Origin of the sequence: Streptomyces hesseae, assembly GCF_031845785.1 — a bacterium.
Lineage (GTDB): Bacteria > Actinomycetota > Actinomycetes > Streptomycetales > Streptomycetaceae > Streptomyces > Streptomyces hesseae.
In genome coordinates, this window is the sequence record NZ_JAVRFI010000009.1 from 101,255 (window position 1) to 124,761 (window position 23,507).

The 23,507-nt window shown below is 72.2% G+C and carries 20 protein-coding genes; 3 read left to right on the forward strand and 17 right to left on the reverse strand.

Annotated elements, in window-relative coordinates:
• Positions 1-24 precede the first annotated feature (24 nt).
• The 9 genes from RM609_RS16455 to RM609_RS16495 form a co-directional block, all read right to left on the reverse strand.
• Positions 25-1,557: a GMC family oxidoreductase gene (locus tag RM609_RS16455; RefSeq protein ID WP_311611602.1), complete on the reverse strand. Its 1,533-nt coding sequence runs from the start codon at positions 1,555-1,557 to the stop codon at positions 25-27.
• Positions 1,558-1,617: 60 nt separating this feature from the next.
• Entirely contained in the window at positions 1,618-3,126 is a 1,509-nt protein-coding gene (locus RM609_RS16460) for an aldehyde dehydrogenase family protein (RefSeq protein ID WP_311611604.1), read from the reverse strand.
• Positions 3,127-3,311: 185 nt separating this feature from the next.
• Positions 3,312-4,244 (reverse strand): serine/threonine kinase C-terminal domain-containing protein, encoded by a 933-nt coding sequence (locus tag RM609_RS16465; protein WP_311611606.1) that lies wholly within the window; start codon positions 4,242-4,244, stop codon positions 3,312-3,314.
• A gap of 13 nt (positions 4,245-4,257) precedes the next feature.
• Entirely contained in the window at positions 4,258-4,821 is a 564-nt protein-coding gene (locus RM609_RS16470) for a hypothetical protein (RefSeq protein WP_311611607.1), read from the reverse strand.
• Positions 4,818-6,488 (reverse strand): AbeC-like domain-containing protein, encoded by a 1,671-nt coding sequence (locus tag RM609_RS16475; protein ID WP_311611609.1) that lies wholly within the window; start codon positions 6,486-6,488, stop codon positions 4,818-4,820. The genes RM609_RS16470 and RM609_RS16475 overlap by 4 nt, the downstream gene beginning before the upstream one ends.
• Positions 6,489-6,670: 182 nt before the next feature.
• Positions 6,671-7,660, reverse strand: coding sequence for a malate dehydrogenase (locus RM609_RS16480; protein WP_311611611.1), 990 nt, complete (start codon positions 7,658-7,660; stop codon positions 6,671-6,673).
• Between the two features lie 173 nt (positions 7,661-7,833).
• Positions 7,834-9,000 (reverse strand): helix-turn-helix domain-containing protein, encoded by a 1,167-nt coding sequence (locus RM609_RS16485; RefSeq protein WP_311611612.1) that lies wholly within the window; start codon positions 8,998-9,000, stop codon positions 7,834-7,836.
• Between the two features lie 427 nt (positions 9,001-9,427).
• On the reverse strand, positions 9,428-10,330 hold the full coding sequence (locus RM609_RS16490) for a helix-turn-helix domain-containing protein (protein ID WP_311611613.1): 903 nt from the start codon (positions 10,328-10,330) through the stop codon (positions 9,428-9,430).
• Positions 10,327-11,163, reverse strand: coding sequence for a helix-turn-helix domain-containing protein (locus RM609_RS16495; protein ID WP_311611615.1), 837 nt, complete (start codon positions 11,161-11,163; stop codon positions 10,327-10,329). Before RM609_RS16495 ends, RM609_RS16490 begins: the two co-directional genes overlap by 4 nt.
• A gap of 333 nt (positions 11,164-11,496) precedes the next feature.
• On the opposite strand from RM609_RS16495, the gene RM609_RS16500 reads away from it, so the two are divergent.
• Positions 11,497-11,904 carry a hypothetical protein gene (locus RM609_RS16500; RefSeq protein WP_311611617.1) on the forward strand — a complete coding sequence of 136 codons (408 nt, stop codon included), beginning with the start codon at positions 11,497-11,499 and terminating at the stop codon, positions 11,902-11,904.
• Between the two features lie 80 nt (positions 11,905-11,984).
• Here RM609_RS16500 and RM609_RS16505 read toward each other — a convergent pair whose 3' ends face one another.
• The 3 genes from RM609_RS16505 to RM609_RS16515 all read right to left on the reverse strand — a co-directional run bounded on the left by RM609_RS16505 (position 11,985) and on the right by RM609_RS16515 (position 14,754).
• Entirely contained in the window at positions 11,985-13,211 is a 1,227-nt protein-coding gene (locus RM609_RS16505; protein ID WP_311611618.1) for an NADP-dependent isocitrate dehydrogenase, read from the reverse strand.
• A 114-nt stretch (positions 13,212-13,325) separates the two neighbouring features.
• On the reverse strand, positions 13,326-13,859 hold the full coding sequence (locus tag RM609_RS16510) for a DUF3017 domain-containing protein (protein WP_311611620.1): 534 nt from the start codon (positions 13,857-13,859) through the stop codon (positions 13,326-13,328).
• Positions 13,860-13,875: 16 nt separating this feature from the next.
• Positions 13,876-14,754 carry a bifunctional methylenetetrahydrofolate dehydrogenase/methenyltetrahydrofolate cyclohydrolase gene (locus RM609_RS16515; protein WP_311611622.1) on the reverse strand — a complete coding sequence of 293 codons (879 nt, stop codon included), beginning with the start codon at positions 14,752-14,754 and terminating at the stop codon, positions 13,876-13,878.
• Positions 14,755-14,915: 161 nt separating this feature from the next.
• Between RM609_RS16515 and RM609_RS16520 the strand changes: the two genes are divergently transcribed.
• On the forward strand, positions 14,916-15,554 hold the full coding sequence (locus RM609_RS16520) for an RDD family protein (protein WP_311611624.1): 639 nt from the start codon (positions 14,916-14,918) through the stop codon (positions 15,552-15,554).
• Positions 15,555-15,613: 59 nt separating this feature from the next.
• On the opposite strand, the gene purH is transcribed toward RM609_RS16520, so the two are convergent.
• Together purH and purN are read right to left on the reverse strand one after the other, a co-directional pair.
• Positions 15,614-17,161 carry a bifunctional phosphoribosylaminoimidazolecarboxamide formyltransferase/IMP cyclohydrolase gene (gene purH / locus RM609_RS16525; RefSeq protein ID WP_311611816.1) on the reverse strand — a complete coding sequence of 516 codons (1,548 nt, stop codon included), beginning with the start codon at positions 17,159-17,161 and terminating at the stop codon, positions 15,614-15,616.
• A gap of 44 nt (positions 17,162-17,205) precedes the next feature.
• Positions 17,206-17,832 (reverse strand): phosphoribosylglycinamide formyltransferase, encoded by a 627-nt coding sequence (purN, locus tag RM609_RS16530; protein ID WP_311611626.1) that lies wholly within the window; start codon positions 17,830-17,832, stop codon positions 17,206-17,208.
• Positions 17,833-18,095: 263 nt separating this feature from the next.
• Here purN and RM609_RS16535 point away from each other — a divergent pair, with 263 nt between their 5' ends.
• A complete protein-coding gene (locus RM609_RS16535; protein ID WP_311611627.1) occupies positions 18,096-18,896 on the forward strand; it encodes a hypothetical protein in 801 nt (266 codons plus the stop codon).
• Positions 18,897-19,175: 279 nt separating this feature from the next.
• Here RM609_RS16535 and RM609_RS16540 read toward each other — a convergent pair whose 3' ends face one another.
• The 3 genes from RM609_RS16540 to sucC form a co-directional block, all read right to left on the reverse strand.
• The gene (locus RM609_RS16540; protein WP_311611628.1) at positions 19,176-21,056 is read right to left on the reverse strand and encodes a cell division protein PerM; all 1,881 of its coding nucleotides are present in this window, start codon (positions 21,054-21,056) and stop codon (positions 19,176-19,178) included.
• Between the two features lie 205 nt (positions 21,057-21,261).
• A complete protein-coding gene (sucD, locus tag RM609_RS16545; protein ID WP_311611630.1) occupies positions 21,262-22,146 on the reverse strand; it encodes a succinate--CoA ligase subunit alpha in 885 nt (294 codons plus the stop codon).
• Between the two features lie 20 nt (positions 22,147-22,166).
• A complete protein-coding gene (gene sucC / locus RM609_RS16550) occupies positions 22,167-23,345 on the reverse strand; it encodes an ADP-forming succinate--CoA ligase subunit beta (RefSeq protein ID WP_311611632.1) in 1,179 nt (392 codons plus the stop codon).
• Between the last annotated feature and the right edge of the window lie 162 nt (positions 23,346-23,507).

Here is a 23,507-nt window from a genome sequence, read left to right on the forward strand (position 1 = left end):
CTATGCCATTGCCATCGTTCGACATCAGGCGTCACCCCCTCGGGTAGCGGGCTTTACCAGCAGTTCGGCGCACTTCTCCCCCACCATCAGCACTCCGATCATCGGGTTGACGGCCGTCATCGTCGGGAAGACCGACGCGTCCGCGATACGGATGCCCTCCAGGCCGCGGATGCGCAGCTCCGGGTCCACGACGGCCTGGTCGTCCGTCGACGCGCCCATGCGGCAGGTGCCCGCCGGGTGGTAGACGGTGTGTGCGACCTTGCGCGCGTACTCGCTGAGCTCCTCGTCCGAGGTGATCTCCGGGCCCGGGCAGACCTCGCGCTTGAGCCAGCCCGCCAGCGGCTCGGTCTTCGCTATCTCACGGGCGACGCGGATGCCGTCGACGAGCGTACGGGCGTCGTAGTCATCCTCGTCCGTGAAGTAGCGGAAGTCCAGGGCGGGTTTGACGGACGGGTCGGCGCTGGTGAGGTAGAGGCGGCCGCGGCTGCGCGGCTTGGGGATGTTGGGGGTCATCGACACGCCGTGCTCGGGCTTCTCGTAGCCCAGGCGCTCGGGGTTGTCGGTGAAGGGGATCTGGTAGAAGTGGAACATCAGGTCCGGGCCGTTCGAGGCCGGGTCCCGGCGGACGAACAGGCCCGCGTCGGAGTCCATCGCGGAGTTCTCGGGGATGGGCCCGTCCGTCTCCCACACGATCACCGACTCGGGGTGGTCGAGGAGGTTCTCGCCGACGCCCGGCAGGTCGTGGACGACAGGGATACCGAGCTCTTCCAGGTCGGCCTTGGGGCCGATGCCGGAGTGGAGCAGCAGCCGGGGCGTGTCCACGGCGCCCGCGCAGACGAGCACCTCGCGGGCCGCCTCGACGAACAGCTCCTCGCCGTCCTTGGTGCGGACGTGCACGCCGCGCGCCCGGCCGGCCTCGATCTCCAGCCGGTGCGCCCAGGTCTCCAGCATCAGATGGAGGTTGGGACGGTCGAGGAAGGGGTGGAGGTAGGCCACCGAGGCGCTGGAGCGCTTGTTGTTCTCGGGGTGGTAGGCGAGGTCGAAGAAGCCGACGCCCTCGTGGAAGGGCTTCTTGTTGAAGCCCTCGACGCGCGGGACGTCCGTGGCGCGCCGGGCGGCCTCGACGAAGTCGCGGGCGATGGCGTTCCGGTCCTTCTCGTCCACCGCGACGATGTTGTTGCGGAGCCGGGCGAAGTACGGGTCCATGGACTCCGCGTCCCAGCCCTCGGCGCCGGCCTCGGCCCACTCGTCCCAGTCGCCGGGCAGCGGCTTGAAGGAGATCAGGGTGTTGTGGGAGGAGCAGCCGCCCAGCACCCGGGCGCGGCTGTGGCGGATGTGGGAGTTGCCTCTGGGCTGTTCGACGGTCGGGTAGTCGTAGTCCAGGTCCCCGCCGAGCAGGCCGAGCCAGCGGCGCAGGGTCAGGACGTCCTCGCGGTCGACGTCGGTGGGGCCGCCCTCGATGACGGCGACGGTGACGTCGGGGTCCTCGGTGAGTCGGGAGGCGATGACGGAGCCGGCGGTTCCGCCGCCGATGACGACGTAGTCGTAGACAGGCATGGTGGGGGTGAACTCCTTGTGCGGCAGGGAGGTTTCAGCAGGGGCGGGCGAAACGCCCGCTCAGCCGGCGAACCAGCGCACCGGCTTCGGGGCCAGGTTCTGGTAGACGTGCTTGCTCTCGCGGTACTCGGCGAGTCCGGCGGGGCCCAGCTCACGGCCGGTGCCGGACTTGCCGAAGCCGCCCCACTCCGCCTGCGGCAGGTAGGGGTGGTAGTCGTTGATCCAGACCGTGCCGTGCCGCAGCCGGCCGGCCACCCGGCGGGCCCGGCCCGCGTCCTTGGTCCAGACGGCGCCCGCGAGCCCGTACTCGGTGTCGTTGGCCAGCGCCACGGCCTCGTCCTCGGTGTGGAAGGTCTCGACGGTGAGGATGGGCCCGAAGGTCTCCTCCCGGACGACCGTCATGTCACCGTGGCAGAGGTCCAGGACGGTGGGCTCGTAGAAGTAGCCGTCCGCCGGACGGGTCTCCGACGGCTCGGGGCGCTTGCCGCCGCAGCGCAGGGCCGCCCCCTCGGCGAGCGCTGAGGCGACGTACGCCTCGACCTTGGCGAGCTGCTGCGCGGAGACGAGCGGGCCGCACTCGACGTCCTTCTCGGTGCCCCGGCCGAGCCTGATCCGCTCGGCGCGGCGGGCGAGTTCGGCGACGAAGCGGTCGCGCACCGACTCCTCGATGATGAGCCGGGAGCCCGCCGAGCAGACCTGACCGCTGTGGATGAAGGCGGCGTTGAGGGCCTGGTCGACGGTGGTGTCGAAGTCCTCGTCGGTGGCGCAGGCGTCGGCGAAGACGACGTTGGGGTTCTTGCCGCCGAGTTCGAGGGCGACCTTCTTGACGGCCGGCGCGGCGGCGCGGGCCACCTTGGCGCCGCTGGCGAGGCCGCCGGTGAAGGAGACCAGGTCCACGTGCGGGTGCTCGGCCAGCCGGGCGCCGACCGGGTCGCCCGCGCCGGTGACGAGGTTGGCGACGCCATCGGGCAGCCCGGCCTCGGCGAGGAGCCGCACCAGGTGGACGGTCGACAGCGGGGTGACCTCGCTGGGCTTGATGACGAAGGTGTTGCCCGCGGCCAGCGCCGGGGCGATCTTCCAACTCGCCTGGAGCAGCGGATAGTTCCAGGGCGTGATCAGCGCGCAGACGCCCACCGGCTCGTGCACGACGATGCTGTGGACGTCGTCCGAGCCGGCGTCGACCACACGGCCGCCGCCCTCGTTGATGACGAGATCGGCGAAGTAGCGGAAGGCGGCGGTGACATCGTCGACGTCGACCCGCCCCTCCTCCAGCGTCTTGCCGGTGTCCCGGCTCTCGATCAGCGCGATGCTCTCGCGGTCGCGCTGGAGCAGATCGGCAACGCGCCGCAGCAGCGCGGCCCGTTCGGCGACCGGCGTGCGCGGCCAGTCGCCCTGGCCGCCGCGGAAGGCGCGCCGCGCGGCGGCGACGGCGGCGTCGGTGTCGGCCGCACCGCCCTCGGCCACGACCGCGAGGACGGTGGCGTCGGCCGGGTCGAGCACCTCCCGCTGCGCGCCGGACGCGGCGGCACGCCACTCCCCGTCGACGTGGATGGTCTCGGCTGACGCCATGTCTTCTCTGCCTTCCGGTGACGAACGATCCCGTGCGTCCCGGCCCTGTCCGGACGAGGCCCAGGGCCGGCAACGGGTCGCGCCTAACCAGAAGGGGTCAACCTATGCCTCTCCTTTCACAAAGAGTGACGCGCATCACTCAGCGTCGCGGGGTGGGGTGTTGATCGGACGATGTCAGGACGGCGTCATCCGACGCAGTAGCCCGTAGGGCAGAACGAGCCCACCAGTGACCGCATGACCAGGCCCTGAGTGGACTCACTACCCACGGGACCGCCCACCAGCAGGGCGTACTGCTTGCCGTCGGGAGCGGTGTAGGCGTGGATCACCACATGCCGGCCGGTCCCGTCACTCAGCGTGTACGCGTACTCGTACTCGGCGGGATTGCCCTGCCCGGAGACCGCGCCCAGCCTGGCCTTCCGGTAGTTCTTGTACTCGGAGACGTACTTCTCGGTCTCCAGCAGCGAGTCGTACGGCGTCGCCCCCGGCGGACTGAGCGTGAACACCTGGATGAGGCTCAGCCCGTCCGCCGTCTTGTAGAAGACGCTGCCCCGGTCCGTGCTGCGCGACCAGCCCGCCGGCACGTCCAGCCGGAAGCCGGCCGGATCCGTGGTCCGTACGAAGCCGGACGCGGCGCCCGGGGCGCTGTATGTGCCGTAGGTGGTTGCGGTGGGGTAGGGGTTCGGGTTGTAGGGGTTGGGGTAGCCCCCGGAGAGACCGGAGGTCGTGCCCGAGCTCGTACCGGATGTCGTGCCGTATGTCGTCCCGTAGGACGAGCCGTACGACGAGCCGTAGGTGTCCGTCGGGCCGGGTGACGGCCAGGCGGTGGCGGTCGGTACGGGCCCGTCGCCGCCCCCTCCGCCGCCGTCGTCCCGGACGAGCGCCCAGATGCCGACGCCGAGTCCGGCCGCCAGCACCACCCCGGCCACGACGCCCGCGAGGATCGAGGCGTGGGAGGGGCCCGTGGGCCGGTCCTCGTACGGATCCGGGGCACCGAGAGTCACTTCGGGCTCGTCGTCCGTGTCGTCGCCGGTCCCGGCGCTCCGCGATTCCGGCGGCGGCCGCCAACCGGGTGGCGGTTCGTCCACCCACTTCTGCGCGTCCGCGTCCCAGTAGCTCATGCGTCTCGCCGCCTCACGCCACTAACCGGCTGATCGCCTCGACGACGGCGGCCAGCGACGCCAGCCCGCCGACGGCCGTGGCGCCGCTGGTCAGCAGCGTCCGCAGACGTGTCAGCCGGGTGCGCCTGGCCTGGCCGGTCAGCCCGGCCTCCGCCTGGAGCTCCGCGAGCTCCCCGTCGACCTCGTCCAGCCCGTCGCCCGGGGTACGGACGCGGTGGGACAGCTCCATCCGCATCTCCCGGACCGCTGCGAGGAGTTCGGGCGTCACGGTCAGCAACTGCCGTGAGGCGTCGACCGCCCGCGCGTCCCTGCCCTGGGCCAGCGCGCCGCCCGACATCGAGCCGACGGCCATGCCGCCCCGGCCCGGGGCCTGCGGCGGAGGTGTCGCGGCCGCCGCCGCGGGGCGCTCGCCCACCCGCTCGGAACGGTCCTCGGCCTGGGCTCCGTCGCCCTGGGCCACGGCGCCGCCGCTCAGCGAGCCGATGGAGATGCCGCCACCGCCCGGGGCGTTCCCGTGGCGTTCCTCGTCCTCTTCGCGTTCGTGCTGCCGGTCGTTCCTGTGCCGGTCGTCCGTCATCGTCCCCCGCTTCCCGAGAGGTGTTTGGCCTCGGCGCCCGCGCCCTGGGCCACGGCGCCGCCGCTCATCTGGCCGATGTAGATCGCGCCCTCGCTGATCTGCACGATCTGCTGCTCGAAACGGTCCGTCTCATAGCCCTGGGAGCGCAGCGCCTCCCGGACCCCGCTCGCGATGCGGTCCTGGACCGTCTTCACATAGCGGCTGACGTCCATCTCCTGGAACAGCGAGATCTCCTTCGTCGCCGCCAGCTCCCGCACCGAGTGGGCCGGGCCGTCCGGCGCCGAGCGCCGGGGGTCGGCGAGCCAGGTGCGGAAGCCCGACACGCCGGAGCCGACCGTGGAGACCGCCGCCGCGAAGCCCGCGGCGGGAGCGGTCAGCAGCGCCCGCAGCCCGTCGCGCAGCATGTCCTCCTCGCCCCGGCTCGCGATCACGTCGACCGCGCGGAACTCCGCCCTGACCGGGGTCAGCACGTGCGGGACGACCTCCAGGACCAGCATCCCGCCCTGGGTGTGCACCCGGACCAGCACCGACACCACGACCTGCTCGTCCCACGCGCCGACGCGCACGCGCAGGAAGTAGCGGCGCGCCTCACCGCCCTCGTTGACGGCCTCGGCCAGGTGCATCCGCACCGTGCGCTCGTCGTAGGACACCATGGGCCGCTGCGGCCCGACCGGGAGATAGACGAACTCGTCGATCTCCAGGTCCTTCAGCCGGTCCCGGCTGGTCGCGGCGGCCGCCTGCCGCAGGGCCTCCAGCCGGGGCCGGATGAGCTCCACGACCGTACGGCCGGTGAAGGGGGCACCGGCCGCGCGACCGGACGCACCGGCCGACGCGCCATTGGTCGCGCCATTGGCGGTGCCGTTGGACGCCGACGGCGACTCCTTGCCGCGCTTGAGCTCCAGGGCGAAGGACCAGGGCTCGTACGGGACGCCCATGCCGATGAACGGCCGGGAGGGGTCGTAGATCGTCAGCCCCGCGTACTGCTCGCGGTCGATGGACCGGGCGATACGGCGGTGGTAAGCCGAGTCGGGAAAGGGCCGGGACTCGGCGAAGTTCTTCCGGCTCAGCTCGTCGCGCATCACGGCCGCCACACGCGCCCGGTGCATCCACACCGGCAGCACGAGCAGCAGCGGGAAGATGACGCCCGCCCAGTTGCCCGCGCCCTGCGCGAGCGCCCACAGGGCGAACAGCCAGTAGGCGAGGGTGATGAGGGGCAGCCCCGGCAGCAGGGCGCGCAGGGCCCGCTGGCCGCCGCTGCCCTGGAGGGCCTCCCGGAGCGTGCGCCGGTCTACGACGTACGCGGCCGAGCCCCGCCCGGCGGCGGCGTGCGCGCCCCAGTGGAGCAGGCAGACCCCGGCGTACAACATGGACCAGAGGCCCCCGAACGGGGGGCCCTCCGCGCCCTCGGGAGCCGAGGCGAAGTCGACGGCGATGAAGGCCACCCACAGGGCGAACAGGAGCAGGGCGGTCAGGGTGTCCTGACCGCGGGCGCGCAGTGCGTGGGTGAGCACCGGCACCGCATCGACCCCCAGGGACGGGGCGATGGGTCTTTCCTCATGTTCCACCAGCTCTTCGATGACACGGCGGCGGAACTCGATGTCGAGGTAGGTCCCCGCGCAGAGTAACCGGGTGGCCTCTGACGGGGATCCTTGGACGGAATGGCTCATTTCGGTCCCCCGATCCGTCGAACTCGCCTTCGAACTAGCCGAGTTGACGTATTTTCGGAAGAACCCAGAATAAGCCAACGGGCCCGCCACCGACCCCCCTTGGAGGTGGATGACGGGCCCGAAATCGTCGGGCACGGGTGTACGTCAGTACACCCGTACGGCGACGGGGTTTCCGTACCGGCTCAGATCAGGCCGAGGGCGCGCACGGCGTCGCGCTCCTCCGCGAGCTCCTTGACGGAGGCGTCGATGCGGGCGCGGGAGAAGTCGTTGATCTCCAGGCCCTGGACGATCTCGTACTTGCCGTCCTTCACGGTGACCGGGAAGGAGGAGATGAGACCCTCGGGAACGCCGTAGGAGCCGTCCGACGGGATACCCATGGAGGCCCAGTCGCCCGCGGCGGTGCCGTTGACCCACGTGTGGACGTGGTCGATGGCGGCGTTCGCGGCCGAGGCGGCCGAGGACGCGCCACGGGCCTCGATGATCGCGGCGCCGCGCTTGGCGACGGTCGGGATGAAGGTGTCCGCGAGCCACTGCTCGTCGTTGACGACCTCGGCGGCGTTCTTGCCGGCGATCTCGGCGTGGAAGATGTCCGGGTACTGGGTGGCCGAGTGGTTGCCCCAGATCGTCAGCTTCTTGATCTCGGAGACGGCCACGCCGGTCTTCTGCGCCAGCTGCGAGATCGCCCGGTTGTGGTCCAGACGGGTCATGGCGGTGAAGCGCTCCGCCGGTACGTCCGGGGCGGCGGCCTGGGCGATCAGGGCGTTGGTGTTGGCCGGGTTGCCGACGACGAGGACCTTGATGTCGTCCGCGGCGTTGTCGTTGATGGCCTTGCCCTGCGGCTTGAAGATACCGCCGTTGGCCTCGAGCAGGTCGCCGCGCTCCATGCCCTTGGTACGGGGGCGGGCGCCGACGAGCAGCGCGACGTTGGCGCCGTCGAACGCGACGTTCGCGTCATCGGTGATCTCGATGCCGCGCAGCAGCGGGAAGGCGCAGTCGTCGAGCTCCATGGCGGTGCCCTCGGCGGCCTTCAGGCCCTGCGGGATCTCCAGCAGGCGCAGCTTGACCGGCACGTCCGCGCCGAGGAGGTGACCGGAGGCGATGCGGAAGAGCAGCGCGTAGCCGATCTGACCGGCGGCGCCGGTGACGGTGACATTGACGGGAGTGCGGGTCATGGCGATCTCCTGCGCGAGCTTTGGTGGGTGTCCCTGCCCAAGGTGTGCGGATCTCTCTCGGTATCAAGAGATCCGGCGCCAGGCTATCCGACGGGACCCGCCATCGACCCCACGCCCCGTGTGGGACGCCTCACCGTCGCCGTTTCCCGGGGGCGGGAGCCCCCGGGCCCCCGTCACCCCTGCGGCGCGCGCTCCGCCGCTCGCGGCGTCGTGCAGCCCTTGCGGCCGGAGACGAGCGCCGCGCAGGCCGACGCCTGGCCCGGGTCGGGGACGGGGATCATGCGGGTGTGCCCGTCGGCGCCCTTGTCGACGCGGCCGCTCTCGGTGACGGCCCGGGTGCCGGTGCCGCTTATGCGGAGGGTGTCGCCGGGCGCCGCCTGCGTGATCCGGGCCCACGCCGCGCCGCAGACCTTGCTGTAGCGGACCTCAAGAAATGACGCCCCCACCGTCGCGGAACCCGCTGTCGTGGCGTGCGCGCCACCGCAGCCCATCGTCTCGGGGTCCTTGCCCGCGCAGCCGGCGCCCGTGCACTTCACCCCGTCGGGCATGCTCGACGGGCTGCCCGCGCTCGGCGTGGCGATCGCGCCCGGGGCCACCTGCCCCTCGTCCGAGCCCGTACCGAGCAGCAGGACGCCCGCCGCGACGACGAGGAGGGCCCCCACCGCGCCGACGGCGAACAGCACCGCGTTGCGGCGCGTGGAGGCGGGGACCTTGGCCGCCTTCGGCTCCTTGGGCCCCTTCGACTCCTTGGGCCCCTTCGACTCCTTGAGCCCCTTCGGCTCCTTAGACTCCTTCGGCTTCCGGACCGGAATGGCCATGTCCCGTACGTCCCGCGACTCCGGATCGCGCGGCAGCCCGGAATCCGGCATCGGAGGCATCGCGGGCGGCATCGCGCCCTCGTCACGTACGGCCGTGCGAACCTCCCCGACGGGGTCCGGCGAAGGCGTCGGCGCGGACGCGGCCTGCTTCTTCGCCCGCCCCGCCTTCGGCGGCGGCGGTCCGAACTCCCCCAGCGCCGCCCGCGCCTCCGCGACGCGGATCGCCTCCATCGTCACGTCGTGCCGCAGCTCGGAGCGGCTCCACGACCGTTCGGCCAGCTCCCACAGCGTGCCCAGATGGCCGACGTCGGTGCCCGTGACCTCGGCCAGCGCCTCCGCCGCCCCGCGCGGGGGCAGCAGCCGGCCGTTGAGATAGCGCTCCCAGGACGTCTTGCTGTAACCGGTACGGTCCGCCACGGCGGCGATGCCGAGCCCGCTGCGCTCGACCAGTCTGCGCAATTGTTCGGCGAACTCGCGCACCTGTGGGTCGAGTTCCTCCGGTAGCGCCCTCCAGCGAGGCATTGCCCTCCCCTGTCCCCCGGTACCTAAGCGTCTGTCCCCGTGCCACTCGCGCCGATGTCCGCCCTTCCGCCCCGCCGCGCCCGCGGCCCCGCTCACGGCTACCCACGGGGATGCCCGAAACCAGCATGTCAGTTCCCAAAGGGGCGGCGCACGGTGGCACTTGGGGTTGATCAAGGCCATGGGGCGCACGCCCCTGGCGCACGCGGTGACCGTACGGTGACACGCCCGGGCACTTTGATACGGAAAAGGGACCCGGTACCGGAATGGTCACACCCATGCCACAGCGGCCCGGCGGACCTTGATCCGGATTGTCGCGGTCATGATCCTCTTGGGTGAGCGGCGGGCGGTCCTCCCACGGGGGTGGAGGACCGGCCGCCGGCTCTCCTCCACCCGTCTTCTACCCACATGTCGCCCATCACACGCGGCATCACACACGTGGAGCGGGCGATTGCGGAACAAAGCATTCCGGGCTGCCTCCCGCAGGCAGTACACAGACCCGCGCCCTGTCCGGGTACTTGGTGGCCGTCATGGCGGTCGACAGATAGACCTCCGTGTCCCGCTGGCTCGCCGCCTTGAGCTCCTTGGGGTCGCTGCCGGGCAGCGAGAGCACGACACGGTCGCCGAGCCGCAGGTGCATGGACCGCACCCACACGGCCCCGCACTTCTCGCTGTAGCGGATCTCGACCCGCTGGCCGCCGGCCGCCCGGCGCTGGAGCAGGGTGGCGAGCATGCCCTGGGCGCCGCAGCCCATCTCCGTGGGGTCCGCGCCCTCGCACTCCGTTCCCCGGCAGCCGGGTTCGTAGGACTGCGGATAGGAGGCCGCCGCGAGGGGGTCGGGGTCCCGTCCGCCGGCGCCGGACCCGCCGCTCGTCAGGATCAGCGAGAGCACCACGCCCGCCGCGGCGAGGACGGCGATGCCGGTCAGCAGCAGTACCCGCCGGACGAAGGACGGCTTCCGCTCCGGCTTCCGCTCCGGCCGCTCCTCCAGCCGCTCCGCCACCACGGGCGGGGGCGCCTGCGGCGGGGGCGCCTGCGGCGGGGGCGCCTGCGTCGGGGCCTCCCCGGCGGCGGCCCGTCCGCTCCACGACTGTTCGGCGAGCTCCCACAGCGCCAGCAGCCGGTCCGTGGGCTCGCCCGCCAGCCCGCACAGCGCCTCGACGGCCTGCCGGGGTGGCAGCTTCTTGCCGTTGAGATAGCGCTCCCAGGACGACTTGCTGTACGGGGTCCGCTCGCCGAGCGCGGCCAGGCTCAGGCCCGTACGGTCCTTCAGCTCCCGCAGTCCGGCGGCCAGCCGGCCGCACTCCGCGGGGAGGAGCCGTTCCCCGCTCACCGCCGCAGCTCCTGCCAGGTGTCGGGGCCGACGATGCCGTCGACGACCAGGCCTCGGGCCTTCTGGAAGGCCTTGGCGGCGTTCTTGCTCCGCTCCCCGTAGGAACCGTCGGAGATCCCGGGGTCGAAGCCGTGGTACCGCAGCAGGCACTGGGCCTCCAGGACCTCCCAGCCCGTGCTCTTGAGGTCCATGAGCGTGGTCCGGGTCGCGCTGTAGCCGGCGCGCAGGTCGCCGTCGTGCCGCTTGACGTCGCAGGGACGCGAGCGGCCCTGGACGAAGACGAAGGGGGCCGTGGAGTTGCCGGCGACGGCGTGCTCGTGGCCCGCGGCCGTCCCGTCGTCCTGCCATGGGCGGGTGACCAGCAGGACGGCGACCAGGGCGGCCGTCAGGGCGACGACGGCCGCGGCGAGCACGACGGTCGTCGTACGGCGCGGGCCTGAGCGCGGCCCTGAGCGTGGCCCGGTGCGCGCGCCGTCCCCGGCGGGGGGCGTCGTGGGCTCACCGGGCGCCAGGAGGCCCTCGGCGGGCGACCCGGCTTCTTCCACTTCTTCCGTCTCCGCCGCCTCGTCCGTCCACGCCTCCGCCGCCACCTCGTGCAGGACCAGCAGCCGCGTCGTGTCCGCGCCGCACACCCGGGCCAGCTCCTCGACCGCGTCACGCGGCGGGAGTTGCTTGCCGTTGAGATAACGCTCCCAGGAGGAACTGCTGTACGAGGTCTTGGCCGCCAGCGCGGCCAGGCTCAGCCCGCTGCGGTCCTTGAGCCTTCTGAGCTGTACGACGAGCTGCCGCACCCGCTGATCCAGCGAGGCGGGTAATTCCTTCCAACGCGACATGTTCCACCCCATACGCGTCACAAAGAGTCCCCCGAGGCGGTGAGCCGCCTCCTGCCGCACATCATGGCGAGGCGAACGCGCCATTTCCCGTACCCGGGACCGGGAGCCGTGGTTTCCGGCCAGCCCGGCCGTCCCTCACCCGTCCCACCACGACCTCGTGGGACCCGGCGTCCTCGCAGGTGGGGCCGTGGGACGTCCCACGATGGCCCAATTCCCGGCGATCCTTTGGCAGGAGGGGATGTGGCGCATCACAGTCAATCCTGCAAAGCCGGGGACGGCACGGTCCACCCCGTGCCGTCCCCAACCGATCGTCAACGGGGAGGAATCCGGATCATGAACGTACGCAGGAGCGTTGCCGTCTCCGCCGCGACCCTCATGCTGGGCGGCGGGCTCGCCCTGGCGGCCCCGGCCGCGAACGCGGCGCAGGCCCAGGAGCACTGGCGGAATCTGTGGAACGCCGACATCTCCGGCGACTACCTCGGCACCCACGGCCACAAGTGGGTCTCCGGGTTCTCGCCGGTGCCCCAGGGATCGAACATGGCCCGCGGCGTCTTCACCTGCTGGGGCGGCGGCGAGGCCGGCCTGACGGTGAAGGTCGCGGGGGGCGGCTCCTACACCAAGACGCACCAGTGCAACGGCAAGAAGCACTACGCGACCGTGGCCGCCAAGCCCGGCCAGGCCTTCAACCTGATCCTCAAGGGCAAGAAGAACACCCATGTCGAGGCGTGGGTGAACGGCTGACCACCTGATCAGCCGTGAGAACCCGGTGGTCCGTCCTCCCACGGGGGAGAGGACGGGCCACCGTCACGCCCGCCCGGGGGCTACGCCGCCGGCGTCGTCGTCCGCTTCCGCAGGTTCTCGTCCAGGGCCGCCAGGAACTGTTCGGTCGTCAGCCACGGCTGACCGGGTCCGATCAGCTGGGCCAGGTCCTTGGTCATCTGGCCGCCCTCCACGGTCTCGACGCAGACCTTCTCCAGCGTCTCCGCGAACCGGACGACCTCGGGCGTGCCGTCCAGCCTGCCGCGGTGGGCCAGGGCCCGGGTCCAGGCGAAGATCGAGGCGATGGGGTTGGTGGAGGTGGCCTTGCCCGCCTGGTGCTGCCGGTAGTGGCGGGTGACCGTGCCGTGCGCGGCCTCGGCCTCGATCGTCCGGCCGTCGGGGGACATCAGCACCGAGGTCATCAGCCCCAGCGAGCCGAAGCCCTGCGCGACGCCGTCCGACTGGACGTCACCGTCGTAGTTCTTGCACGCCCAGACGTAGCCGCCCTCCCACTTGAGCACGGCGGCGACCATGTCGTCGATCAGCCGGTGCTCGTAGGTCAGGCCCGCCGCCTCGAAGCCCTCCCGGTACTCCGCGTCGAAGACCGCCTGGAAGATGTCCTTGAAGCGGCCGTCGTACTTCTTGAGGATCGTGTTCTTGGTGGACATGTACACCGGGTAGCCGCGGTCGAGGCCGTAGCGGAACGAGGCGCGGGCGAAGTCGCGGATCGAGTCGTCCAGGTTGTACATGGACAGCGCGACGCCGGCGCCCGGGAACTCGCAGACCTCCAGCTCGACGGGCTCGGAGCCGTCCTTGGGGGTGAAGGTCATGGTGAGCGTGCCCTCGCCGGGGACCTTGAGGTCCGTCGCGCGGTACTGGTCGCCGAAGGCGTGACGGCCGACGACGATGGGCTTGGTCCAGCCGGGCACCAGCCGCGGCACATTGCTCATGATGATCGGTTCGCGGAAGATCACTCCGCCGAGGATGTTGCGGATGGTGCCGTTGGGCGAGCGGTACATCGCCTTGAGGTTGAACTCCTCGACGCGGGCCTCGTCCGGGGTGATGGTCGCGCACTTCACCCCGACGCCGCACTCCTTGATGGCGTGGGCGGCGTCGACCGTCACCTGGTCACCCGTGGCGTCGCGGTTCTCGATGCCCAGGTCGTAGTACTTCAGCTCGACGTCGAGGTAGGGCAGGATCAGTTTTTCCTTGATGAACCGCCAGATGATGCGGGTCATCTCGTCGCCGTCGAGCTCGACGACGGGGTTGGCGACCTTGATCTTGGCCATGAGCCGGAACACCCCTTCTCACGCAACCACGGTCCTCAAGGAATACCTTGACATCAAGATATTCGTGGGGCCGACGCACCGGGCGGCCCCACGCCACGCACCTTGCCCTACGACCTACTGCACGGTGAAGTGCAGCATGTCCTCCAGGAACGGGATCTTCAGCCACGCGTGCGGCTGGGCCATCAGGGCGAGCAGCACGATCGCCAGGCCCAGGCCGCCGTACACGAAGAGATCGGTGAACCGGGAGCGCACGGCGAGCATGCCGACGGACGGCAGCGTCCAGCGCAGCACCGCGCCGCCGATCAGCGCCAGCCCGATGATCAGCGCCCCCACCCGGAAGGCGTCGAAGGCCACGATCAGCAGGCCCAGGCCGGTGGCTCCCAGGACCGCCAGCAACGGCCACTGCCGGGCGGGCGCCGGGGCGCCCCCGGGCGCGGCGCGGCCGCCGCCCTCGGGGCGCGCGGTGTCCTGGGTGACCTGCGGGGGGCGACGGGTGGAGCCGTGCGCGTGCGCCCTGCCGGCGGGCTCGCCGGACGGCTTGCCCGGTCCGTCGGCCTTGTCGGCGGAACCGCCCGGCCGGTCGGCGGAACCGCCGGAGCCGGCCGACCCGCCGGCTCCGTTCGCCGATCCGTTCGCCGATCCGTTCACGCCCGGTCCGGTGGCCTCAGGCCGCATCGCCGCCTCCGGCGGCCTCGGCGTCCCTCTCGGCGGCCTCCACCACGTTGACCAGCAGCAGGGCGCGGGTCATCGGGCCGACGCCGCCGGGGTTCGGGGAGATCCAGCCCGCGACCTCGCGCACGCCCGGGTGGACATCGCCGACGATCTTGCCGTTCTCGTCGCGGCTGACGCCGACGTCGAGGACGGCCGCGCCGGGCTTGACGTCCTCGGGCTTGACCAGGTGCGGCACGCCCGCCGCGGCCACGATGATGTCGGCCCGCTTCAGATGGGCCGCCAGGTCCCGGGTGCCGGTGTGGCACTGCGTGACCGTGGCGTTCACGGAGCGGCGGGTCAGCAGCAGCGGCATCGGACGGCCGATGGTCACACCGCGCCCGACCACGACCACCTCGGCACCGTTGATCTCCACGCCGTGCCGGCGCAGCAGGGTGATGATGCCGTTGGGAGTGCAGGGCAGCGGGGCGGGCTCGTTGAGGACCAGGTGGCCGAGGTTGGTCGGGTGGAGGCCGTCGGCGTCCTTGGCCGGGTCCATCAGGCCGAGGACGCGGTTCTCGTCGATGCCCTTGGGCAGCGGCAGCTGGACGATGTAGCCGGTGCAGGCCGGGTCCTCGTTGAGCTCCCGGACGACCGCCTCGATCTCCTCCTGGGTGGCGGTCGCGGGCAGCTCGCGCTGGATGGAGGCGATGCCGACCTCGGCGCAGTCGCGGTGCTTGCCGGCCACGTACTTCTGGCTGCCCGGGTCCTCCCCGACCAGGATCGTGCCCAGGCCGGGGGTGATGCCCCGGGCCTTCAGCGCCTGCACACGGGTGGAGAGTTCTGACTTGATCGCGGCCGCGGTGGCCTTGCCATCGAGAATCTGGGCGGTCATGGTGCACATCCTCGCGGATCGGGTGGGGTTGGTTCCACTCAGGTCGGAGGTCGTACCGCGCGACGCCGCGCGGTACGACCGTATGTCTACGATTGCGGCCGCCGTGGCCGAGGCCACGGCCGTCCCCTACGAATCAGCCACCGCTCTAAGGACACGTCCAGGTGACCCACCCGAACCCGCCCTACCCGCCGCCCCCGCCGGGCTACGGCCCGCCGCAGCAGCCGGGGCAGCCGTACCCGCAGCACCCGCCGTTCCCCCAGCAGCCCGGGGCGTACGGGGCGTACGGCTACGGCGGCTACCCGCAGGACCCGTACGCCATGCAGCAGCGCCCGCCGCTGGCGGGCTGGGGGGCGCGCGTGGGCGCGACCATCCTGGACTGCCTGATCCTGGGGCTGGCGCCGGTGATCCTCATGGTCGCCGGCGCCGTCATGTGGATCACGGGATACGAGGACTGCTCCACGTACGAGGACAGCCAGGGCTACTGCCAGCAGTCGACGGGGATGACGACCGGCGGCCTGGTCATGATCGGTGCCGGTTTCGTCCTCAGCTTCGTCCTCGGCTTCTGGTCCCTCTACCGCCAGGGCAAGACGGGCCAGACGCCGGGCAAGAAGGCCGTGGGCATCAGCGTCCTGCGCGAGCGCGACGGCATGCCCACCGGCTTCGGCATGGCGTTCGTCCGCAACCTGTGCCACGTCGTCGACAGTTTTCTCTACCTCGGCTACCTCTGGCCGCTGTGGGACGAGAAGAAGCAGACCTTCGCCGACAAGATCGTCGGCACGGTGGTCGTACGGGTCCGCTGAGGCGTTCCCGGAAGGCCGCGCTCCGCTGTCGAGGGCGCGGCCTTCCTCGTTCTCAGGGCTCAGTGGAAGAAGTGGCGCGTACCCGTGAAGTACATCGTCACGCCGGCCGCCTTCGCGGCCTCCACCACCTGCTCGTCCCGGACCGAACCGCCCGGCTGGGCCACCGCCTTGATACCGGCGGCGGTCAGCACCTCCAGCCCGTCGGGGAACGGGAAGAACGCGTCGGACGCGGCGTACGAGCCCCGGGCGCGCTCCTCGCCCGCCCGCTGGACGGCCAGCTTCGCGGAGTCCACGCGGTTGACCTGGCCCATGCCGACGCCGACGGTCGCGCCGTCCTTGGCCAGCAGGATGGCGTTGGACTTCACCGCGCGGCAGGCCTTCCACGCGAAGGCCAGCTCGGCCAGCTCCTCGGCGGAGAGCGCCTCGCCCGTGGCGAGCGTCCAGTTGGCCGGGTCGTCGCCCTCGGCCTGGAGGCGGTCCTTGGCCTGGACCAGCAGACCGCCCTCGATGGGCCGGGACTCGCCGTGCGCGGCGGGCGCGTCGGCGCAGCGCAGCACCCGGATGTTCTTCTTCCGGGCCAGGACCTCGACGGCGCCGTCCTCGTAGCCGGGCGCGACGAGGACCTCGGTGAAGATCTCCGCGACCTGCTCGGCCATCGCCACCGACACCGGCCGGTTGACGGCGATGACGCCGCCGAAGGCGGACAGCGGGTCGCAGGCGTGGGCCTTGCGGTGGGCCTCGGCGACGTCGGAACCGGTCGCGATGCCGCACGGGTTGGCGTGCTTGATGATCGCGACGCAGGGGTCGGCGTGGTCGTAGGCGGCGCGGCGCGCGGCGTCGGTGTCGACGAAGTTGTTGTACGACATCTCCTTGCCGTGCAGCTGCTCCGCGTTCGCCAGCCCCGTGCCGGTGGGGTCGAGGTAGAGCGCGGCGGGCTGGTGCGGGTTCTCGCCGTAGCGCAGCACCTGCTTGCGGGCGTAGGAGACCCCGATGAAGTCGGGCCACGGGCTCTCGTCCGCGCCGTAGCCCTCCGCGAACCAGTTCGCCACGGCCACGTCGTAGGCGGCCGTGTGCTGGAACGCCTCGGCGGCCAGCCGCTTGCGGGCGGCGAGGCCGAAACCGCCGTCGCCGACGGCCTTGAGCACGTCGTCGTAGCGGCCGGGGTTGACGATCACGGCGACGGAGGGGTGGTTCTTGGCGGCGGCGCGGACCATCGAGGGGCCGCCGATGTCGATCTGCTCGACGCACTCGTCGGGCGAGGCGCCCGAGGCGACGGTCTCCCGGAACGGGTAGAGGTTGACGATCACCAGCTCGAAGGGGCTGACGCCCAGCTCGTCGAGCTGCGCGCGGTGCGCCTCCAGGCGCTGGTCGGCGAGGATGCCGGCGTGGACGCGGGGGTGAAGGGTCTTCACCCGGCCGTCCAGGCACTCGGGGAAGCCGGTGAGCTCCTCGACCTTGGTGACGGGGACGCCGGCGGCGGCGATCCGGCCGGCCGTGGAACCGGTGGAGACCAGCTCGACGCCCGCGTCGTGCAGCCCCCGGGCCAGCTCCTCCAGCCCCGTCTTGTCGTAGACGCTGATCAGTGCCCGGCGGATGGGCCGCTTCATGGCCTCGGCTTCGGCGGTGGCTTCGGCGGTCGTACCTTCGACGGTCACGGGATCCTTACCTTTCGTCCCTCTATGCGGTAGCCGTCGCGGGCCAGACGCCCCACGACATCGACGAGCAGCGAACGCTCGACTTCCTTGATCCGCTCATGCAGCGCGGACTCGTCGTCCTCGTCCCGGATCTCCACCACGCCCTGGGCGATGATCGGGCCGGTGTCGACGCCTTCGTCGACGAAGTGGACGGTGCACCCGGTGACCGTCACGCCGTACGCGAGCGCGTCGCGCACCCCGTGGGCACCGGGAAAGCTGGGGAGGAGAGCGGGGTGGGTATTGACGATCCGCCCGCCGAACCGGGCGAGGAACGCCCTCCCCACGATCTTCATAAAGCCGGCGGTGACGACGAGGTCCGGCTCGTACGCGGCCGTCGCCTCCGTCAGCGCCTCGTCCCACGCCTCACGGGTGGGGTGGTCCTTCACCCGGCACACATACGTCGGCAGCCCGGCGCGCTCGGCACGCTCCAGGCCCGCGACGCCGTCCCGGTCGGCGCCCACGGCCACGACGCGGGCGCCGTAGCCGTCGGGGTCGGCGGCGATGGCGTCCAGCAGGGCCTGAAGGTTCGTACCGGAACCGGAGACGAGCACGACGACACGGGCGGGGCGGGCGGGGGCGGCCACGGTGGGGCCCTTTCTCGCGGGGCGATGCGGTTTGTATGGTCGTACGAGTCGGAGGGGTCGCCGATTACGGGGGACTCTACGAAGCCGCCGACCGCCAGCAACGATACCGGCACTCCGAACCGCCCCCACGGGACGGGGGCGGGCACGGGAGGTAGCGTCGGGACCGGACCGGACGGCGGCACGGGAAACGGCACGGGAAAAAGCGCGTGTCACCGTAGGCTCGAAGGTGCAGGACGACCACACCAGGGGAAGACACACTCCACATGCCGGACCGACGCCGCCACGCGGTTCACCGCCCCCCGCAGCCCGGGCAGCCCGCCACTGCCACGGGCTTCGCGTCGCGTGAGGGCCGGCCCCGGCCGTCCTCCGCCGCGGAGGAGCGGGACAACCCCTTCGCCGCCCCGCCCGAGGGCAGCCCGGACCGCCCGTGGCAGCCGCGCACTCCCGCGAGCGGCAACCCCGGCGGCCCCGGCGGCTCCGACAAGGGCGAGGGCGACGGTGAGAAAGGCCAGGGCTCCGGCTCGGGCTCCGGCTCGGGCGAGGAGCGCCCGGCCTGGGGCAGCCAGTGGAGCAGCCGGCAGCCGGGACGGCAGGGCGGCGGCTTCGGCGGCGGCCAGGGCCCCTCGGGCGGCCCCGGCGGCCCGGGCGGCCTCCGCTGGGACCCCACGGACCCGGCCCAGCGGCGCGCCCGCTACGCCCTGCTCGCGGGCATGTGGGGCTTCTTCTTCGCCCTCTTCAGCATTCCGCAGGTGGCCCTGCTGCTCGGCGCCCTCTCCGTCTACTGGGGCATCAGCTCCCTGCGGGCCAAGCCCAGGCCCCGCGACCCGGACACCCCCGCCCCGCCGCCCACCCCCGGCGGCTTCCGCCCCCAGACGACGGCGGCGGTCAGCGGCCTGGTCACGGGCGGGCTCGCGCTGGCCATCGTGGCGGCGACGTTCGCCTTCCACATCGTCTACCGCGACTACTACACGTGCGTCGACGACGCCCTCACCCAGACATCCCGCGCGGCCTGCGAGAACCACCTCCCGAAGCAGTTCCGCCCACTGCTGGGGACGCAGGACTGAGCGCTGGGCGCCCCCTTTCCCGCCGCCGCGGCGATCGGCCACCGTGGCGCGGCCCGGCGGTGCCGTGCGGGCGGATGGGGTGTGCCCCGGTCCCGCCCTTTCACCGTTTCCGAAGGGGCTTCGCCCCCTCGAACCCCCGCGCTTCGCACGGCGAGGGCCGGGGGGCGGGGTTCCAGAGGCGAAGCCCTGGCAGCGGGGGTGCGAGGGGGCCGCAGGCCCCGCTCGGAAACTGGGGGCACCTCCCAGCGGTAGCTGGGGGAGAAAGGGCGGGGTTGGGGCCTACTCCCCCTTCCCCTCCTGCGGCTCGAAGTCCGGCATCAGCCCGCCCCCCGAATCCTTGAGCGCCGCCCACCGGTGCCGTCGCGCCGACGGCTCGTGCCAGTCCGACGCGGCGGCCCCGCGCCGCCGCCCCCGCTTGCCCCGCGGCGGCCGGTGCCGCCCCCGCTCCCGCGGCTCCGGCGGCTCCTCCGCCTCGGCGGCGGCGTCCCGCAGATGCCGCGTCGGCGTCAGCGGCAACGTCTCCGGCTCGTACACGACCGGCTCCGGCTCGGGCTCGGGCACGGGCCGCGCGCTCCCGGGCACCCGGAAGCCGAACCACGCCACCATCGCCGCCCACAACGACCGCGAGGCCTTCGGATCGGGATCGGGATCGGGATCAGGGTCGGGGCCGGGGTCGGGATCCGACCCCGGCTCGGGACCCGATTCCGGCACCCGCTCGGCGGGCTCCGAAGCGGCAGGTTCCGGCGCGGGCTCCGCCACCCCCGCTCCCCCCACCGCAACCGCCAACCCCAGCGCGTACCCCACCCGCCGCCACCCCGTCAGCGACTCCCCGCTCTCCGCCCGCGCACCCCGCGCACTCGGCACCGCTCCCCGCCGCCACCGCACCACCAGCGCCCCCGGCAGGCCGATCGCCGCCGTCCAGGCCGCCGCCGCGCCCCCGGTGCGCCAGCACGGCGGGCCGAAGCCGGCGAGCGCGTCGTTGCCGATCGCGCCCGACGACGCGTACGCCAGCACCGTCATCAACACCCCGCACAGCAACGCGCCCAGTACCGCTGTCACGGCGGCCTCCCCATAGCCCACACGCGGGGCGCGCCTCGGTACGGCGGTGTGCGCGACCGCGATGCCCGCGCCGGCCGCGAGCGCCGCCGCGCCCGCCAGGACGAGCGGGCTCGCCGCGCCGGGCTCGGGCAGCGCCGCGAGCAGGGGGAAGCGCGGCAGCACAGGCCGGTCCGGCGCGGCGCTCAGCGGGGCGACCAGGCTGCCCGCGCCCACCGTGAAGCCGGGCCCGAGCCCGTACGCCACCGCCCAGACCATCGCGTTGGGCAGCAGCGCCACACTGAGCAGCGCCAGCGCCACCCGTCCGGACCAGCGCGGCGCCAGCTGAATGGCGGCGTCCTGGGCCGTCCCGGCGTGCATGACAAGCGAGGCGGCCACCAGCAGCAGGCCGCCGCCGAGGAGGACGGCCACCGCCGTCGCCCCGGTGCGGGCGATCGCGTTCAGCCGGGCCCGGGTGAACCACCGTCGCAGCGGCGTGGGCAGCACCCGGCGTACGAAGTGCGGCGCCGGGAGGCCCGGCCGCCCGTCGGCCGTCCACACCCCGGCGGCGATGAACGCCGCCGCGACGAGCGGCATCTGGAGCAGCGTGCTCAGCGGCGCGGGCCGTACCGGGCTGGACCAGGCGTAGATGACGGCCGCCAGGGCCACCAGGAGGTAGCCGCCGAGCATGGCGGTGAACGCCGGGCGGGGCGCGGGGCCCGGGGTGTCCGGGGGCGCGTCCTCGGGGGGCTCGAGGGCGTGGCAGGCGGCGCGGTAGAGCAGGGTGCAGGGCACGAGCGCGCACAGCAGCGGGGTCAGCGCGATCGGCGCGGGCGGCCCGGCCAGCGTCTCGGTCCGTACGAGACCGGCGCCGTGCGCGAGCAGCCACAGGTCGGCGGCGACGCGCAGCGCGCCCGCGGGGCCGCTGTCGGGGTAGGGGGAGGTGATCCACATCGCCAGGACGGCCATGGCGAAGGCACCCAGGCCCAGCCCCGCGGCGAGCACCCCGCCGATGAACGCCGTGCTCGCCGACCCGGGCAGCGCCGGCGCCCAGGGCACCGGATCCGCCTCCGCGGGCCGGTACTCCGTCGTCGGCGACGGGCCGTGACCGGCGTATTCACTCACAGGGCCATGCTGCCAATAACGCGCCTTTCGGGCGGGTAGCTGGCATTTAACCGTCGTGTCGCTTGTATGGCAGCGAATACGGTTATGAACCTTTTAGTCCAACCAGGTGCTGGTCCGACCGGGCGCGGCGAGTGAATACGGGATACGGGCGTGGGCCCGCACCCTTTACCGGGGTACGGGCCCACGCCGTGGAACAGAGGCGGCGTCAGCCGGCCAGCGCGGCGCGCGCGAGGCGAGCCGTCTCGGACGGGGTCTTGCCGACCTTCACGCCCGCGGCCTCGAGGGCCTCCTTCTTCGCCTGGGCGGTGCCGGACGAACCGGACACGATCGCACCGGCGTGGCCCATCGTCTTGCCCTCGGGCGCGGTGAAACCGGCCACGTAGCCGACGACCGGCTTGGTGACGTTGGCCTTGATGAAGTCCGCGGCCCGCTCCTCGGCGTCGCCGCCGATCTCGCCGATCATGACGATCAGGTCGGTCTCGGGGTCGGCCTCGAACGCGGCGAGCGCGTCGATGTGGGTGGTGCCGATGATCGGGTCGCCACCGATACCGACGGCCGAGGAGAAGCCGATGTCACGGAGCTCGTACATCATCTGGTAGGTCAGCGTGCCCGACTTGGACACCAGACCGATGCGGCCGGGCTTGGTGATGTCGCCCGGGATGATGCCGGCGTTGGACTGACCCGGGGTGATGAGACCGGGGCAGTTCGGGCCGATGATCCGGGTCTTGTTGCCCTTCGAGCCCGCGTACGCCCAGAAGGCGGCGGAGTCGTGGACCGCGATGCCCTCGGTGATCACGACGGCCAGGCCGATCTCGGCGTCGATCGCCTCGACGACGGCGGCCTTGGCGAAGGCCGGCGGCACGAAGACGACGGTGACGTCGGCACCGGTCTTCTCCATCGCCTCGGCGACGGAGCCGAAGACGGGCACCTCGGTGCCGTCGAAGTCGACGCTCGTGCCGGCCTTGCGCGGGTTCACGCCACCGACGATGTTGGTGCCGTCGGCCAGCATGAGCTTGGTGTGCTTCATGCCCGTGGCGCCGGTCATCCCCTGGACGATGACCTTGCTGTCCTTGGTGAGGAAGATAGCCATGGTTGTGGAGTCCTCGTCCCTTACTTAGCCGCAGCCAGCTCGGCGGCCTTGTCGGCCGCGCCGTCCATGGTGTCCACGCGCTGCACGAGCGGGTGGTTGGCGTCCGACAGGATCTTGCGACCCAGCTCCGCGTTGTTGCCGTCGAGGCGCACGACCAGCGGCTTGCTGACGTTCTCGCCCTTGGACTTCAGCAGCTCCAGGGCCTGGACGATGCCCTTGGCGACCTCGTCGCACGCGGTGATGCCACCGAAGACGTTGACGAAGACGGACTTGACGTCCGGGTCGCCGAGGATGATCTCGAGGCCGTCCGCCATCACCTCGGCGGAGGCGCCGCCACCGATGTCGAGGAAGTTGGCGGGCTTGACGCCACCGTGGTTCTCACCGGCGTAGGCGACGACGTCCAGGGTGCTCATGACGAGACCCGCGCCGTTGCCGATGATGCCGACCTGGCCGTCGAGCTTGACGTAGTTGAGGCCCTTGGCCTTGGCCGCCGCCTCGAGCGGGTTGGCCGAGTCCTTGTCCTCGAGCGCCTCGTGCTCCGGCTGGCGGAAGTCGGCGTTCGCGTCGAGCGAGACCTTGCCGTCGAGCGCGATGACGCGGCCGTCGGCGACCTTCGCGAGCGGGTTGACCTCGACGAGGAGCGCGTCCTCGGCGATGAAGGTCTTCCACAGGGTCACCATGACCTCGGCGACCTGCTCGGCGACCTCGGCCGGGAACTTCGCCTGGGCGACGATCTCGCGGGCCTTCTCGATCGAGACGCCCTCATTGGCGTCGACCGGCACCTTGGCGAGCTTCTCGGGGGTCGTCGCGGCGACCTCCTCGATGTCCATACCGCCGGCGACGGACGCCATGGCGAGGAAGGTGCGGTTGGTGCGGTCGAGGAGGTACGAGACGTAGTACTCCTCGGCGATCTCCGGAGCGGTCTCGGCGATCATGACCTTGTGGACCGTGTGGCCCTTGATGTCCATGCCGAGGATGTCCGTCGCGCGGGCGACGGCCTCGTCCGGGGTGGCGGCCAGCTTCACGCCGCCGGCCTTGCCGCGGCCGCCGACCTTCACCTGAGCCTTGACGACCGAACGGCCGCCCAGACGCTCAGTGGCCTCGCGCGCCGCCTCAGGCGTGTCGATGACTTCACCGGCCAGCACCGGTACACCGTGCTTGGCGAAGAGGTCCCTCGCCTGGTACTCGAACAGGTCCACGCGCGTCCGTCCCTTTTCCATGGATATCGCGGTTCGTTGTCTGCGCGGGCGTGCCGCGAGGCAGCGTGAGGGTCGCGATCTCCGCAAAGGTCCGGGGGTTTTGCGCCCCGGGGTAGCACGGGCGAGGGCGGCACACGTTCACCGTTGACGCGGCATGTCCGT